We start from the raw sequence: 15,050 nt of genomic DNA, 5'->3' as shown, positions 1-15,050 counted from the left end.
GAAAAATGCCAGTTTCTAAAGGTTTTCGCAGCCAGTTAAAATAGTAAATTAAGGTTTTTGAGTTAAATGCAATTAATAAGAGGTATTAATAATATTCAACCTGAAGATCATGGTTGTGTATTAACCATCGGTAACTTCGATGGTGTGCATTTGGGTCATCAACGGGTGATCGAGGCCTTAATTGAAAAAGCTAAGCAACACAATGCCGTACCTACGGTGATGGTGTTTGAGCCACAACCGCAAGAGTTATTCGCCGGTGACAAAGCCCCTGCGAGGTTAACGCGATTGCGAGATAAGTATCGCTATCTGGCTGAGTTAGGTGTCGAGCGACTAATGTGTGTTAGCTTTAGCAAAGCGTTTGCTAGCCAAACGGCACAAACCTTTATTGAGGAGTTGTTGGTAAAGCGCTTAGGCGTTAAGCACCTCATTATCGGTGATGATTTTCGCTTTGGTAAGCAGCGTCAAGGCGACTTCAACATGCTCAAGGTGTACGGTGAGCGTTTAGGTTTTAGTGTTACAGATACCGCAAGTTTTAAATTAGAAGACTGCCGTATTAGCTCTACGGCAATTCGCCAAGCATTAGAGCAAGATCATCTAGCAGAAGCTGCTCGCATGCTTGGCCGTGATTACGCTATCTCAGGCAAAGTATTTCACGGTGAAAAAAATGGTCGGAAGTTTGGCTTTCCGACCGCAAACGTGTCACTCAAGCGCAGGGTATCTCCCGTTTCAGGAGTATATGCAGTGAGAGTAAAACACAATGAACAAGAATATTTTGGTGTTGCCAACATCGGCTGTCGACCGACACTAGCAGGTGTTAGACAGCAACTCGAGGTGCATATCTTTGATTTCAACCAAATGATATATGGCCAACACATTGAGGTGATCATGTTGAAAAAGCTGCGCGCCGAGCGCAAGTTTGATTCATTAGACGCCTTAACACAGCAGATTAAAATTGATAGTGAGCAAGCAAAAGACTTTGTTTCAGCGCTTGTCTAATAACAACGGATATTAAAGTAAATGACTGATTATAAACATACGCTTAATTTGCCAGATACACCGTTCCCGATGAAAGGGAATATGGCAAATCGTGAACCTAACATGCTCAAAGACTGGAATGAAAGAGGTCTTTACAGCAAAATTCGTGCAGCGAAAAAAGGTAAAAAGTCGTTCATTTTACATGATGGCCCTCCGTACGCTAACGGCAATATCCACTTAGGCCACGCGGTAAACAAAATTTTAAAAGACGTGATTGTTAAAGCAAAAACATTATCTGATTTTGACTCGCCTTACGTACCTGGTTGGGACTGTCACGGCTTGCCAATCGAGTTGATGGTTGAGAAAAAAGTGGGTAAACCAGGCCATAAAGTTTCTGCTGCGGTATTTCGTGAAAAATGTCGTGAGTACGCAATTAAGCAGGTTGATGGTCAGCGTGAAGACTTCAAACGCTTAGGTGTGTTCGGTGATTGGGAAAACCCATACCTAACGATGAATTTTGAAACCGAAGCTAATATTATCCGTTCATTAGGTAAAATTGCAGAAAATGGTCACTTGCAGCAAGGCTTCAAGCCGGTGCATTGGTGTACTGACTGTGGCAGCGCGTTAGCGGAAGCTGAAGTCGAATACAAAGACAAAGTTTCACCTGCTATCGATGTTAAGTTTAACCTAGTTGACGAAAGCGTTGCTGGAAAATTCTCGATTCCAGAAGGACATCCGGGCGAAGGTCAAATCGCAATTGTTATTTGGACAACTACACCGTGGACATTGCCTGCGAACCGCGCGGTATCAGTTCATCCAAACGTTGAATATTCACTGGTGCAATACGAAAGCGAACAAGGCAAAGGCCGTTTAATTTTAGCGACTGATTTAGTTAAAGACTGTATGGATCGTTTTGGTATTAACAAATACCACGCCTTAGGTTTTGCTAAAGGTAGCGAGCTTGATAGAGTCGAAGTACAACATCCATTTAACGACATTACTGTGCCTGTTATTTGTGGTGAGCACGTAACGACTGACTCAGGTACCGGTTGTGTTCACACCGCTGGTGGTCACGGTGTTGACGATTTTAACGTCAGTAAACAATACGATTTAGAAATTTATAACCCCGTTGGCGCTAACGGTGTCTTTTTAGAAGGCACAGCATTTGTTGAAGGCCAACACGTATTTAAAGCAAACGACGGTATTGTTGAGTTATTAAAAGAGCGCGGTGCGTTGATGCACCACCACGCTTATGAGCACTCTTACCCGCATTGCTGGCGCCATAAAACGCCAATTATTTTCCGTGCAACACCACAGTGGTTTATCAGCATGGATCAAAATAATCTTCGCAAAGATTCACTAGCTGAAATTAAAAAGACACAGTGGATCCCAGAGTGGGGCGAATCACGTATCGAATCTATGGTCGAAGGTCGCCCTGACTGGTGTATTTCACGTCAGCGCACTTGGGGCGTACCCATTGCCTTATTTATCGATAAGGATACTGGTGCACTTCATCCGCGCAGTGTTGAACTGATTGAAGAAGTTGCACAACGCGTCGAAAAATCAGGTATTCAAGCTTGGTTTGATTTAGAGCCACAAGAGCTTATTGGTGATGATGCGCAGCAATACATTAAAGTACCAGACACATTAGATGTATGGTTTGATTCAGGAACCACTCACTACTCAGTGGTTGATGCGCGTGAAGAATTCGATTCTCGTGCTGATTTATACTTAGAAGGCTCAGATCAACACCGCGGTTGGTTTATGTCATCAATGATGACCTCAGTTGCGATGAATGGCAAAGCGCCATATAGCCAAGTATTGACTCATGGTTTCACGGTTGATGAAAAAGGCCATAAAATGTCTAAGTCATTAGGCAATGTCATCACACCAAGCGAAATTACTAATTTGTACGGCGCTGATATTCTGCGTTTATGGACTGCATCAGTTAACTACACGCAAGAAATTACCGTATCAAAAGAAATTTTCAAACGCCAAGCCGATGCTTATCGTCGTATTCGCAATACTTCACGTTTCTTATTAGCGAATATCAACGGTTTTGATCCAAAAACGGATTCAGTAGCGTTTGATGAGATGGTTGCGCTTGATCGTTGGGTTGTTGGTAAAGCAGCGCAATTACAAGCAGAAATCGTTAATGCTTATGACGAGTACGAGTTCCACTTGGTTGTTCACAAGTTAATGAACTTCTGTACTAATGAATTAGGTGGTTTCTACTTAGACATTATCAAAGATAGACAATACACAGCCAAAGACAGCTCAGTGGCACGTCGCTCTTGTCAAACGGCGATGTACTTGATTGCCGAAGCGATGACGCGTTGGATGGCGCCAATTTTATCGTTTACCGCACAAGAAATTTGGACGGCATTACCAGCACCAGCGCAAGGCGAGCGCGATGAATTCGTGTTTACCGATGTGTGGTTTGATGGCTTAACTGCTATGCCTGCAGACGCTGAGCTAAATAATGAGTACTGGGCACAATTGCTAAAAGTACGTGCCGAAGTAAACAAAGCGCTAGAGTTAGCCCGTAAAGAAAAAGTCGTCGGTAAAGCCTTAGAAACAAGCGTTACTTTATATACCAATGACGAGTTAGCTAACCAGTTAGCAAAACTGGGTGACGAGTTGCGTTTCGTGTTAATCACATCAGGTGCTCAGGTTGTTGCGCTAGCTGACAAACCAGCCCAAGCAACGCAAACCGAGGTTGAAGGTTTGTGGTTAACGGTTGCACCTGCCCAAGGAACTAAATGTGATCGCTGTTGGCACATCACTGAAGATGTTGGTACTCACCAAGGTCACGAAACCCTCTGTGGCCGCTGTGTAACCAATGTTGATGGCGAAGGTGAAGTGCGTCAATACGCATAAGCAGTCATTATGATAAATAGTGCAAGCAGTTTGAAATGGCTTTGGCTAACGCTAATCTTTTTAGTGGTAGACCAAGCAACCAAGCATTATGTGGCAAATAATATGGACTTGTATCAATCGATAGAAGTCCTACCGTTTTTTAATATCACATACGTACATAACCTCGGGGCGGCATTTAGTTTTCTTGCCGACCAATCAGGCTGGCAGCGGTGGTTTTTTGCTGGTATTGCAACCATAGCAAGTGTTGTCTTTACCTTTTGGTTATATAAAACACCAGCGAGTAACAAAAGGCTTTGTGCCGCCTTCGCGCTGCTATTAAGCGGTGCACTGGGCAATTTAATTGACCGCGTAATGCTAGGTTATGTTATCGACTTTCTCGATTTCACCATTATTAATTATCGTTGGCCTGCTTTTAACGTTGCCGATAGTGTGATTTTTATTGGTGCCGGCTTGATGATCATTGATTCATTCGGCGAACAAAGTGCAGAACAGTCGTCTAAAAACGCATAGTGTTGAGAGTATTTAATGAGTAAAACAATTAACCAACAGTCAACCATCATCGCTCATATTACGATGAAGTTATCTGATGGCAGTGCTGCAGATAGCACAAAGGTAAACAATAAGCCCGCTAAAATTATTATGGGCGACGGCTCTATTTCGCCTGCTTTTGAGCAGCAATTAATTGGCTTGGCTGCCGGTGAATCAAAAGAATTTACCTTGGTTGCTAAAGATGCCTTTGGTGAATCAAATCCCGATAATATTTATCACATGGATAGAACCAAGTTCTCTGGTGACGCGCCAGCGGAAGTAGGTAATATTATTACCTTTGAACAACCTGGTGGCGTTGAATTACCGGGCATGATCACCGAAGTGAGCGGGGCATCGGTAACGGTTGATTTTAACCACCCTTTGGCAGGGCAAGATGTAACCTTCGTTATTGATGTCGTCGACGTTGAATAGTGAATTAAAGTTGGTAGGCAAGATGGAAATTATTTTAGCTAATCCTCGGGGTTTTTGTGCAGGTGTTGACCGCGCTATCAGCATTGTTGATCGCGCTTTAGATTTATTCGATGCGCCAATATATGTGCGTCACGAAGTGGTCCACAATAAATTTGTCGTTAACGGTTTAAAAGATCGCGGCGCGATTTTTGTCGATGAACTCGACGAAATTCCTGATAACAATACCGTGATTTTTAGTGCTCATGGTGTTTCAAAAGCTGTTCGACAAGAAGCCAAAGATCGCGGTTTGAAAGTGTTTGATGCGACCTGTCCACTAGTGACGAAAGTTCACATGGAAGTTTCACGCGCGAGCCGCAAAGGCGTAGAGTGTGTATTGATTGGTCATGCGGGTCACCCTGAAGTTGAAGGCACGATGGGCCAATACGAAAGTGATGAAGGCGGTATTTATTTAGTTGAATCACCAGAAGATGTCGCTCAATTAGAAGTCAAAAACCCAGATGAGCTTTACTTTTGTAGCCAAACAACATTATCGGTTGATGATACTTCAGATGTGATTGATGCGTTAGTGGCAAAATTCCCTAAAATTGAAGGTCCTCGTAAAGATGACATCTGCTACGCAACACAAAATCGTCAAGATGCTGTGCGTGCCATTGCTAGCCAAGTTGATTTGTTGTTAGTTGTTGGTGCTAAGAATAGCTCCAATTCGAACCGCTTACGCGAATTAGCACAAAAGATGGGAACAACGTCATACTTAATCGATACTGCAGACAATATTGAATTAAGTTGGCTAGAAAGTGTCGAAAAAGTGGGTGTCACGGCCGGCGCATCAGCCCCAGATATTCTGGTAAGACAAGTTATCGATAAGCTTAAAGAGCACGGTGGTAAAGAGGTTGTCGAACACCCTGGTCGCGAAGAAAATATAGTATTTGCAGTACCTGCTGAATTGCGATAATCTCATTGGTGGAATTTTGTACACAGGATCGTACTTAATTTCACCGCGATCTTTGCGGTTTAAGATTGAACGCTCAAGTATGAGCCAATAGGCAAAGGATAATGTTTAGGGGGTTAATGATGTTCACCTATGTGATTTTTTCCGCCGTAAAATTAACTGATATACACTTTTCGGCAACTTTTAGAGAGGCAAGTTACGGCTTGTTATCTCAATCTTTTCTTTTCAAATTATTCTGTTTTTTCTCACGATTCATTCACTCAATCCACTCAGCAACAAAAACAACGTATAGGATTGTCTAATGCGCCATCAACGCGGGATATCATTTATTGAAGTACTAGTATCTCTGGTCATTTTATCAACTGGAATTATTGGTGCCGTGGCGATGCAAGCGTCGGCAAAAAAAGGCAGTTTTGATGCTATGCAACGTTCAATGGCGAGTGCGCTTGCTCAAGACATCATTGAGCGTATGCGAGCTAATGACTCAGATCCACTTAATTTAGAGAACTACCAAGGCAGCTATGGCGCAGGTAACTTGAGTGCTCCCGACAATCGCTGTGACGACCCCGACACCCCCTGTAATTCGTTGCAAATGGTGAGTAATGATCTTTATGAATGGGAACAAAAATTAATCGGTAGTAACGTTAGTCAGGGGAGTAAATCACTCGGTGGATTGGTTGGAGCACAAGGCTGTATTGAACATAATAATCAAGCGGTTACCGTAGTGGTCAGTTGGCAAGGCCGGGTTCAAACGCAAGATTCAGCTGACTCAAATGATACATTAGCATTTGGTTGTGGCACGGCATCTGATAAACGTCGCCAGGTGCAAATTTCGGCGTTTATTTTCTAAGGGGTTCTATGAGAAAGCAGCAATTCGGTTTTAGTTTAATTGAAATATTTATCTCACTTGCTGTTGGTACTGTACTTGTCGCCGGCGTACTAGCGGCGTTTGTATCGATGAGAACAACAACAACTGAAACAACGAGTTTTGGTTCATTACAAGAAAATGGCCGTTTTGCTGTTCAGCTGTTAACTGAAGATCTGATCCGAGTCGGCTTTTGGGGCGACTTATCTGGTGAGCTCACCACTAACAAAGTACTACAAGTACCCGCGCAAAATGCAGCTGATTGTGTCGGCGAAGGGGCAAACAATACATCGTTTCCACAAGATGTTGGCCACTTTCGTGAAATTTGGGGTGAAACGAGTAACACCAGTAATGCACTGGGCTGCATTACTAACGCAGTGCAAGGTAGTGATGTTTTGCAGCTCAAACGAGTCGTATCTTCAACACTAGCCGCTGCTGATATTTCTGAAGACAGATATTACCTAATGACCAATATGAATCAGGGGGCAATATTTGCAGGCGATGAACCAGTGCCAACGATTGATAATGGCAGTATCTGGGAATACCAACACTATATATACTATGTGCGCGAAGACACCGTGGGCGGTAATAAAATTCCGGTTTTAGTAAAAGGTTTACTGAGAAACGATAATCCGCCTATTTTATTTGATCCTGTGATTGACGGTGTTGAAATGATTCGTTTTACCTACGGTGTTGATACGGATAATGACGGCGTGGTGAACGCGTTTGTGTCAGCAGATAATATGACGCAAGCCCTGTGGGATAACGAAGGTGATAATCAAATTCTTGCCGTTACTATGTATGTGTTAGTGCGCGACTTATACCCAGATTTCGATTATGAAAACAAAAACACCTATACTTTAGGTGATATCAGCGTCGACTTTATGAATGCTAACGGTGAAGGCGATAACTATCGGCGTTTGCTCTTCTCTTCGACCGTAACACTTTACAACACGAGGACTGACTCATGGTAATAACTAAACAGCGTCAGCACGGGGTAGTTCTCTTAATCTCGCTAATTTTTCTGATCGCACTCACGGCTGTCGCCTCCGCATTAATGCAAGTAACGACCACAGATATGAAAATGTCTGGTGCAACTGAAGATAAAACGACTGCCGTACAAGAAACCTTAAGTGCCACCGATGAAGTCATTTTTAACGAAGTGACACAAACTTCCGGTACTAATGCTTTTACCGACAAAATAGAAACGTTTCCCAAAGAGAAGGTTGTTTCTGCAGCCGACACTGTTGCTGTGTTATCGGTAGCTAACCCGAATAATTTAGAGTCAGATTGCCCTCACTCTCGCTCTGGCTCGTCTGTACAAGTATTTAAGTGCAACGTGCTCAATGTTCAAGTAACAAGACAGTATGGCCGTAAAAAACACCAAGATATCGTTGTTCAATCCGGTGTTGCTCAACAGCTATTAAATATAGGGAATTAATGATGAAGAAGTTTATAGTCAGTACCTTATTAGCCTTAGTTTCAACATCACTGATTGCTGAGGACATAGAACTGTATGTCGGTAATACAGCCCAACGTACAGGTAATAAACCACAAGTGTTAATTATCTTTGACAACTCCGGAAGTATGTCAACCGATGAAACGGTTAAACCGCTCTATGATCCCAATACTGTATACCCAGCAGTCGGTGGCTTGAACTCACTTAGCGAAAATTTTATCTATTTTACCAAAGGCAGTGGTGTAGATAATGCCAGCATGCCTGTACCTGATAGTCCGAGTGAGTCTCGTCGGTTTTTAGATGCGATTAACAGTTGTGAAGAGGCGAGAGTTCGACTTGAAACGGTTGGTTTTTATACGGGCTATATTCGAGAATATGCTTTTTCAGGTAATTCTGGTAGTTGGCAAGAAATTCCTGACAATAACGGCGCAAATATTGAAGTCATCGACTGCTGGGATGACATTAGAGAAGAAAACCCAAAAAACGCCGGGATAGAGAAAAAGAATGGCAGTATTGAAGCTCTTCCAGATGGTTACCCTGTTGATGGCTTAGGTAGTAAAGGTAACCCTGTCTATTACACAAATGACGTCAATGCCAGTAATACTGCTTTTGGTACGGGTGAGGTCGTTACACTCTATAGCGATAATTACTTGCGGTACTATCAAAATTCATCATTAACCAATGTCTCTATTTCTCGTATGGATATTGCCAAAGCGGTAATGACCGACTTAATTGAGTCTGCACCGTCGGTGGACTTTGGCCTACAGGTGTTTAACTTCAACGCATATGATGAGTACGAGCACGATGGTGGTCGTGTGGTGTTTGGTATTCAAGATATGACAGATTCAGCAACAGCTGAACTTATCGATATTATTGATAATGGCATATTACCTCAAACTAATACGCCATTGTGTGAATCACTTTATGAGGCGATGCGATACTTTGGTGGTCAAGCGGTACTCTACGGTAAAGAGAGTAGAACTAGCGGAACTCCTAAAGATGAACCAGATAGGGACTACAGCATTGAAACGGGTTCGGGCAACAGTAAGACCTATACCTCACCTTATAAAGGCTGTAGCAATGAAGTTTACGTGATCATGATGACCGACGGTAAGCCGACTAAAGATAATGCCGCCGATGGTTTGATTGGCGCACTACCTGGTGTTGGTTCAAAATTTAGTGGTAACTATTTACCCGCGCTTGCTGGTTGGATGAAGAATAACGATATTAATAACGCTATCGAAGGTGTTCAAACGGCGACAACTTATACGATTGGGTTTAGTAGTGGCGCCGATGACGCCGCGCCAATTCTTAAAGAGGCGGCAAAATTAGGCGGCGGTCAATATTATCCCGCCCAAGATGCCGCCGGTTTACTTGCCGCTTTACAATCGGCATTGGTAGAGATTTTGCGAGTTAATGCGAGCTTTACTTCCCCCTCTATCGCTTCAAACAACTTTGATAGAACAGAAACCCTAGATTCAGTGTATTACGCGATGTTTTTACCTGATCGAGGTCCTCGTTGGCAAGGAAACATCAAAAAACTCAAACTCACTGATGGTAAGCAGGTCGATCGAGAAGGCAATGTTGCGATTGACGAAAATGGCAATATCAAATCAACTGCCAAAACCTTTTGGTCAACTAGCCCAGTAGCTGATGGCGAAGACGTTACCTCTGGTGGTGTTGCTGAAATGCTGCGTTCTCAAACCGTCCGTAAGCTTTATAGTGATATTGGCAGTAATAATGCGTTAGTTAGCTTTAACAAAACGAATGTGTCAAATGCTTATGGCGGTGATGAAGAATTAGCTACCTATATGAATGTACCTGAAGAGGAACTAGAGAGTTACCTTAACTGGTTCATAGGATTTGATGAGGATGATTCTGACCGTGATAACTCGACAACCGATATTCGCGAAGATGTCTTTGCCGATCCTCTGCATTCAAAGCCTTTAGTCGTTAATTACGGTGGTAGTGCCTCATCACAAGATGTGCGTATCATTGTCGGCACCAATGCTGGTGTTCTGCATATGTTTGATGACAACGGCGATACAGTTGAAGAGTCTTGGGCAATTATGTTTAAAGAGTTCTTCCCCAACATTGCGCCATTGCGTGCTAACTACACCAGTTCTGATAAAATTTATGGTATTGATGGTTCAGCCACTGTTCATTTACAAGATTTAAATGGTGATGGCAGTATTGATGAAGCCTCTGGTGATAAAGCTTGGTTGTATTTTGGTCTGCGCCGAGGTGGTAGCTCGTACTATGGCATTGATATTAGCGATCCTGATACGCCAAAAATGCTTTGGAAGATTGATGAAACAACCGAAGGTTTTGAGCGATTAGCACAATCTTGGTCTAAGCCTAAAGTAACCTACGCAAAGAACAATATCGTCAATGGCGTGCCAAAACCTGTGGTGATTTTTGGTGGCGGTTACTCGACAGCTAAAGATGTTGCCGGCGTCGGTCAGCACGATACCGTGGGCAATGCCATATTTATGGTTGACGCACAAACTGGTGTTTTAAAGTGGAGTTTAACCCCAGACGCAACCTCGTCAACCAACACTAAATTTACCGATCTCACTGACAGTATTCCCTCCAGTATCGCTATTTTAGATAGTGATTCTGATGGGTTAACCGATAGGTTATACGTTGGTGATACGGGTGCCAACGTATTTAGGGTTGATATGCCAAGCGCTTCACCCTTTGATAGTGAAAGTCCGTGGACGGCTTTTAAAATCGCAGCGCTTGGTGGCGAACAAGCTAATTCAAGCAACGATCGCCGCTTTTTTAATGAGCCGTCAATTGTCCGAGCTTTGATCACCAATACCATTTCAACCACCAAAACCAATGAGTTAGGTGATGACTATATCGAAGTTACTCGACAAGATACGCCTTACGACGCATTACTTATTGGTAGTGGTGATAGATCTGCGCCGTCGTCTATCGACACATCTGATATGTTCTTTATGATCAAAGACAAAAATATTATTACCCGATCATTTGTTGGTGAAAATCCTGCACCGGCACCCATTCAACTCGCCGACTTGTATGACTACACCAATGACCCATTTGGTCAGTCGTTATCTGCGACCGCGCAAACCGAGCTCGAAATTGCCGTGTCAGCAAAAGATGGCTGGTATATTGATTTTGCTGCAGAAGGTGAGAAGAGCATGTCATCGGCAACGGCCTTAGCTGGCGTTGCCTATTTCAATACCTTTACACCCGCTGAAAGCGTAAGTGGTGGGCAATGTACATTAAATACGGGGTCGGGCAAGCTTTATGCTGTTGATTTAGCCCAAGGTACCAGTATCTATAATTGGTTAAATACTGATGGTACTGGCAGAGATTATCTCGATGTCGGCGATAGAGTACCTGATACACCAACGGTTGTGATTCCGCCACCAGAAGAGGGGGTTACGGGCTCAGGTAAAATTATGTTTGTTGGTGTAGGTGCCGGTAGTGACGGCAAAGGTGGCAGCGGTAGCGGCACATTAACCTTATGTGAAGCATCAAATTGTGATGTGCTAAATGGCTTTACCTTAGAAACGATGCGGACCCACCTGTATATAGAAGAGGATAACAAGTGAAAAAATTAAATCGAGGTTTAACGCTTATCGAGCTGATGGTTGCAGTAGCAATCATTGGTATATTAGCGGGTGTTGCCTATCCGTCTTATGTTGACTTTGTTACTCGTTCTAATCGTGCAGAGCCACAGCGCGAACTCATGCGCATCGCCAATTTACAAGAAATGTTTTACGTTGATAATCGCGCGTATACCGATGATATGAAAGACTTAGGCTTAGGCGCAGATCCTTTTATCACCGAATCAGGCAATTACTCGATTGACGCTACCGTCAACTCGGCGAAAGATACCTTTGTGCTTAAAGCGACAGCCTTAGGTCAGCAAGCATCAGCGGATGCGGTTTGCTTGAATATGCAAATCACTGAAACGGGTGCTAAATCAGCAACCTCTGCCAAATGTTGGGAGTAATCAATGGTTATTAGAACACTCATTTGTCTTACTGCTTTATTTTGCTCGACCAACGCACTTGCTGCGCAAAAGCAAGAGATGAAATGTTATGTCAAAGATGCAACAGGTGTTGATGGCATTTATTTGATCAACAGTTTACAAGCGCGCATACCTTATTTAAAAACAGACTTAGTTGGTAAGAAATTTACCAAAGGCTTAGCGAAAAATCGGCGAATAGAACAGGTTGTAGAATGCGTTAAAGAAACCGACGAGTTTGACAACGTGATCGCACGTCAACTTGATCGCCAAACATTGCGCTAATAAATCCTTGATTAAATAGATTTTGGGACAGAGTTTGATAACGCTGCTTTTTATTAGTACAGTTTTATGATTACGGGGAAGCTCTCTGAACGACACATCTGAGCGAAAAGCGGAAGTAAGTTTTTTTTATAAAATTGTTGCTATAAAGCAATTAACTCAATTTTTCACTATAGCAAAACGTCATTCCCGCGAATGCTTACATGGATGTAAGTAAGTAGAATAATGCAGGAGCAATTATCGAGGCGGGAACCTCATAAATTCAAAGCGAGCTTTTAATCATTAATGAAAAAACGCACTGCTAAATGGCAGGAGATCCCCTGTAAAAACGTCAGGGGATGACGGCTCTCCGTAGTAGGGTATGGTAAAGTCACATACTGGCACCGAAGCGCTGTTAAGCGTCAGATAAAATATTGAGGAGATCCCATTCTAGTTACAACTAATAGCAGTACCATTGCGGTTTTCTTCTTTGCCGTCATTGTTCGTATCGCTTGATAAATAAGCTCTGCCTGAACGCGAAATAGTTACTCCGCGTGAGAGATCTGGATAGCCTTTGGGGCAGTATTCAAAGGTGCCATTACTGACATTAGTTAACCTTCCTGTGGGCGAGTAGCGAATGCTTGAACGAGGAAAGTCGAGTTCGTCACCTTCCTTGATTGCTTCTTTGACCTTAATAATGGCATCTTGATCCGCTGCTTCGTAAACCGCATCACCATCGACATCAATAAAGACAGTAATCTCGTTTTTCCAATCACCGTCGCAACTATTGTTGGAGCCTAGCGGGCATATCGTCACTACTTCTTCACTGTTAACCGCGTAGTTTTTTGCTAGTACCGTTAAACTGTGAATTTGCGTAACTTCGTTATCGACCCGCATTCTAACAATAAATTCTGTCATATTGGGCATGGCCATCGCGGTGATAATACCGATAATGGCAACAGTAACCATGAGCTCAATAATAGTAAAACCTTTGACTAATGTATTCATGGCAAATGACTCCTGCTAGCAAGTACGCCTTGACGAACTTAATCGTAAATCGTTGGGATCGGTTGACGCTTGTGTTGGGTTCTAAGGTAGATATCGATAATGCGTTGTTCAACGTCTTTATCTATGGCTTTGCCCTCTAAGAAGTCATCTAGTTGATCGTAACTTAAGCCCAAAGCGTCTTCATCTTTTTTGCCTGGCTCTAGCTCTTCGAGATCGGCTGTCGGCGCTTTAGTGATGAGTTTTTCAGGCGCACCAAGCTCTTTTGCAAGCATTCTTACTTGACGCTTTGACAGACCAAATAATGGAATTAAATCACAGGCGCCGTCGCCCCATTTTGTGAAGAACCCTGTAATGTTTTCTGCTGAGTGGTCGGTACCCAAGACTAAGCCGCCAAGAATACCGGCTATATGGTATTGAGTTACCATACGCGTACGTGCTTTTACGTTGCCTTTTGAAAAGTCAATTTGCCCGTCATTGGCAACAAGTAAGCTGGCCTCATCTAGTGCGCGCAATGTTTCATTGTGAATACCTTGGGCACCATCAAAAATGTTAGTGGTAACGACGTGTGAAGGCTCGATAAAATTTAGCGCTAGTTGTGCGTCATCTTCATCTGCTTGCACGTCATAAGGTAAACGAACCGCGATAAAGCGATAATTGCCATTGTGCTCTTCATTTAACTCGTTAACTGCAAGTTGAGCAAGCCGGCCGCAGGTAGAAGAGTCAACACCGCCACTAATGCCTAGGACAAGATGGTTTAAGCCAGACTGGCGCAATTGCTTTTTAATAAAGTCTACTCGACGTTTAATTTCAAACGCTGGGCTTATTTCGCTTTGAACTTGCATTTCTTCGATGATCGTTTTTCGATCCATTACTCTACCTTGTGAAAGTTGCGTTAAATAGTTACTACCAAGTGAATTAAATATTTGATCACTCAGCGGGATTTAAAAGGCTTTTAGACAAGGCTTTGATTGCCGATAATGGTTATTCCCTTATCAAAATCAGTAACGAAGTATAAAAGCCTTTTAAACTTGCCCTTGGGAGCTCGTCAGAAAAGTGATAATTTCACAAATTTACTAGATGTAGAATAACTACACCTGCATAAATTTGTTTTATTCTAACTTCCCTGACGTAGCTCTGAGTCGGTCAAATATTTATTTCAATTGGTATCAGTTACGAACAGTTTACCTAATTCAATTTGAGATTTATACAGACAAAAATAACCCTTGTCGGGTAAACTGTATATTGATTAATTTATAACAGCCTTGAGTTAATTTGAATAATGAAAAAAATTGAAGCGATAATTAAACCATTCAAAATGGATGACGTTCGAGAAGCCCTCGGTGAAATTGGCATTACAGGGATGACAGTTTCAGAGGTAAAAGGCTTTGGTCGTCAAAAAGGTCATACTGAGCTATACCGTGGTGCAGAGTATATGGTCGATTTTTTACCGAAAGTGAAAATTGAAATTGTCGTCGATGATGACACCGCGCCGCGCTGTATTGATGCTATTATGTCAACCGCTCAAACAGGCAAAATTGGTGATGGCAAGATTTTTGTTACCAATGTTGAACGTGTTATTCGCATTCGCACAGGTGAAGAAGACGGTGACGCTATATAGTCTAAAGGACTATAGCTAGAGCCTGATAATAAAAAAGCCGACAATTTGTCGGCTTTTTTGTGTTTGATTTAG

General features: G+C 42.8%; 14 protein-coding genes. 12 read left to right on the top strand and 2 right to left on the bottom strand.

What is annotated here, in order from left to right; all coding sequences use genetic code 11:
• Nucleotides 1-66: 66 nt before the first annotated feature.
• The 11 genes from ribF to LP316_RS00130 all read left to right on the top strand — a co-directional run bounded on the left by ribF (nucleotide 67) and on the right by LP316_RS00130 (nucleotide 12,376).
• On the top strand, nucleotides 67-996 hold the full coding sequence (gene ribF / locus LP316_RS00180; protein WP_193022112.1) for a bifunctional riboflavin kinase/FAD synthetase: 930 nt from the start codon (nucleotides 67-69) through the stop codon (nucleotides 994-996).
• Between the two features lie 21 nt (nucleotides 997-1,017).
• Nucleotides 1,018-3,855 carry an isoleucine--tRNA ligase gene (ileS, locus tag LP316_RS00175; RefSeq protein WP_193022111.1) on the top strand — a complete coding sequence of 946 codons (2,838 nt, stop codon included), beginning with the start codon at nucleotides 1,018-1,020 and terminating at the stop codon, nucleotides 3,853-3,855.
• Between the two features lie 9 nt (nucleotides 3,856-3,864).
• Nucleotides 3,865-4,365: a signal peptidase II gene (gene lspA, locus LP316_RS00170; protein ID WP_193022110.1), complete on the top strand. Its 501-nt coding sequence runs from the start codon at nucleotides 3,865-3,867 to the stop codon at nucleotides 4,363-4,365.
• A 15-nt stretch (nucleotides 4,366-4,380) separates the two neighbouring features.
• On the top strand, nucleotides 4,381-4,815 hold the full coding sequence (fkpB, locus tag LP316_RS00165; RefSeq protein ID WP_193022109.1) for an FKBP-type peptidyl-prolyl cis-trans isomerase: 435 nt from the start codon (nucleotides 4,381-4,383) through the stop codon (nucleotides 4,813-4,815).
• 22 nt (nucleotides 4,816-4,837) lie between these two features.
• Nucleotides 4,838-5,767 carry a 4-hydroxy-3-methylbut-2-enyl diphosphate reductase gene (ispH, locus tag LP316_RS00160; protein ID WP_193022108.1) on the top strand — a complete coding sequence of 310 codons (930 nt, stop codon included), beginning with the start codon at nucleotides 4,838-4,840 and terminating at the stop codon, nucleotides 5,765-5,767.
• A 298-nt stretch (nucleotides 5,768-6,065) separates the two neighbouring features.
• Nucleotides 6,066-6,614 carry a type IV pilus modification protein PilV gene (pilV, locus tag LP316_RS00155; RefSeq protein ID WP_193022107.1) on the top strand — a complete coding sequence of 183 codons (549 nt, stop codon included), beginning with the start codon at nucleotides 6,066-6,068 and terminating at the stop codon, nucleotides 6,612-6,614.
• A gap of 8 nt (nucleotides 6,615-6,622) precedes the next feature.
• On the top strand, nucleotides 6,623-7,603 hold the full coding sequence (locus LP316_RS00150; protein ID WP_193022106.1) for a PilW family protein: 981 nt from the start codon (nucleotides 6,623-6,625) through the stop codon (nucleotides 7,601-7,603).
• The gene (locus LP316_RS00145; RefSeq protein ID WP_193022105.1) at nucleotides 7,597-8,070 is read left to right on the top strand and encodes a PilX N-terminal domain-containing pilus assembly protein; all 474 of its coding nucleotides are present in this window, start codon (nucleotides 7,597-7,599) and stop codon (nucleotides 8,068-8,070) included. The genes LP316_RS00150 and LP316_RS00145 overlap by 7 nt, the downstream gene beginning before the upstream one ends.
• A gap of 2 nt (nucleotides 8,071-8,072) precedes the next feature.
• On the top strand, nucleotides 8,073-11,672 hold the full coding sequence (locus LP316_RS00140) for a pilus assembly protein (protein ID WP_193022104.1): 3,600 nt from the start codon (nucleotides 8,073-8,075) through the stop codon (nucleotides 11,670-11,672).
• Complete coding sequence (locus LP316_RS00135; RefSeq protein ID WP_193022103.1) at nucleotides 11,669-12,076, top strand: type IV pilin protein; 408 nt, start codon at nucleotides 11,669-11,671, stop codon at nucleotides 12,074-12,076. The genes LP316_RS00140 and LP316_RS00135 overlap by 4 nt, the downstream gene beginning before the upstream one ends.
• Nucleotides 12,077-12,079: 3 nt before the next feature.
• Nucleotides 12,080-12,376, top strand: coding sequence for a TapY2 family type IVa secretion system protein (locus LP316_RS00130; protein WP_193022102.1), 297 nt, complete (start codon nucleotides 12,080-12,082; stop codon nucleotides 12,374-12,376).
• Between the two features lie 426 nt (nucleotides 12,377-12,802).
• Here the strand turns inward: LP316_RS00130 and LP316_RS00125 are convergent, their stop codons facing one another.
• Together LP316_RS00125 and nadE are read right to left on the bottom strand one after the other, a co-directional pair.
• Entirely contained in the window at nucleotides 12,803-13,360 is a 558-nt protein-coding gene (locus tag LP316_RS00125) for a GspH/FimT family pseudopilin (protein ID WP_193022101.1), read from the bottom strand.
• A gap of 38 nt (nucleotides 13,361-13,398) precedes the next feature.
• Nucleotides 13,399-14,229, bottom strand: a complete 831-nt coding sequence (gene nadE / locus LP316_RS00120; protein ID WP_193022100.1) for an ammonia-dependent NAD(+) synthetase — start codon at nucleotides 14,227-14,229, stop codon at nucleotides 13,399-13,401.
• 410 nt (nucleotides 14,230-14,639) lie between these two features.
• Here nadE and glnB point away from each other — a divergent pair, with 410 nt between their 5' ends.
• Nucleotides 14,640-14,978 carry a nitrogen regulatory protein P-II gene (gene glnB, locus LP316_RS00115; protein ID WP_193022099.1) on the top strand — a complete coding sequence of 113 codons (339 nt, stop codon included), beginning with the start codon at nucleotides 14,640-14,642 and terminating at the stop codon, nucleotides 14,976-14,978.
• Nucleotides 14,979-15,050: the final 72 nt, after the last annotated feature.

Source organism: Thalassotalea sp. LPB0316 (genome assembly GCF_014898095.1).
Lineage (GTDB): Bacteria > Pseudomonadota > Gammaproteobacteria > Enterobacterales > Alteromonadaceae > Thalassotalea_G.
The sequence above is the reverse complement of the archived record's forward strand: the minus strand, read 5'-3'. Positions and strand labels throughout refer to the sequence as shown.

Bases quoted from the DNA above. Each gene is read 5' to 3' on its own strand.
- pilV (WP_193022107.1), top strand. From the start codon at position 6,066: ATGCGCCATCAACGCGGGATATCATTTATTGAAGTACTAGTATCTCTG.
- fkpB (WP_193022109.1), top strand. From the start codon at position 4,381: ATGAGTAAAACAATTAACCAACAGTCAACCATCATCGCTCATATTACG.
- ispH (WP_193022108.1), top strand. From the start codon at position 4,838: ATGGAAATTATTTTAGCTAATCCTCGGGGTTTTTGTGCAGGTGTTGAC.
- LP316_RS00145 (WP_193022105.1), top strand. From the start codon at position 7,597: ATGGTAATAACTAAACAGCGTCAGCACGGGGTAGTTCTCTTAATCTCG.
- ribF (WP_193022112.1), top strand. From the start codon at position 67: ATGCAATTAATAAGAGGTATTAATAATATTCAACCTGAAGATCATGGT.
- LP316_RS00150 (WP_193022106.1), top strand. From the start codon at position 6,623: ATGAGAAAGCAGCAATTCGGTTTTAGTTTAATTGAAATATTTATCTCA.
- LP316_RS00125 (WP_193022101.1), bottom strand. From the start codon at position 13,360: ATGAATACATTAGTCAAAGGTTTTACTATTATTGAGCTCATGGTTACT.
- LP316_RS00130 (WP_193022102.1), top strand. From the start codon at position 12,080: ATGGTTATTAGAACACTCATTTGTCTTACTGCTTTATTTTGCTCGACC.
- glnB (WP_193022099.1), top strand. From the start codon at position 14,640: ATGAAAAAAATTGAAGCGATAATTAAACCATTCAAAATGGATGACGTT.
- nadE (WP_193022100.1), bottom strand. From the start codon at position 14,229: ATGGATCGAAAAACGATCATCGAAGAAATGCAAGTTCAAAGCGAAATA.
- ileS (WP_193022111.1), top strand. From the start codon at position 1,018: ATGACTGATTATAAACATACGCTTAATTTGCCAGATACACCGTTCCCG.
- LP316_RS00140 (WP_193022104.1), top strand. From the start codon at position 8,073: ATGAAGAAGTTTATAGTCAGTACCTTATTAGCCTTAGTTTCAACATCA.
- lspA (WP_193022110.1), top strand. From the start codon at position 3,865: ATGATAAATAGTGCAAGCAGTTTGAAATGGCTTTGGCTAACGCTAATC.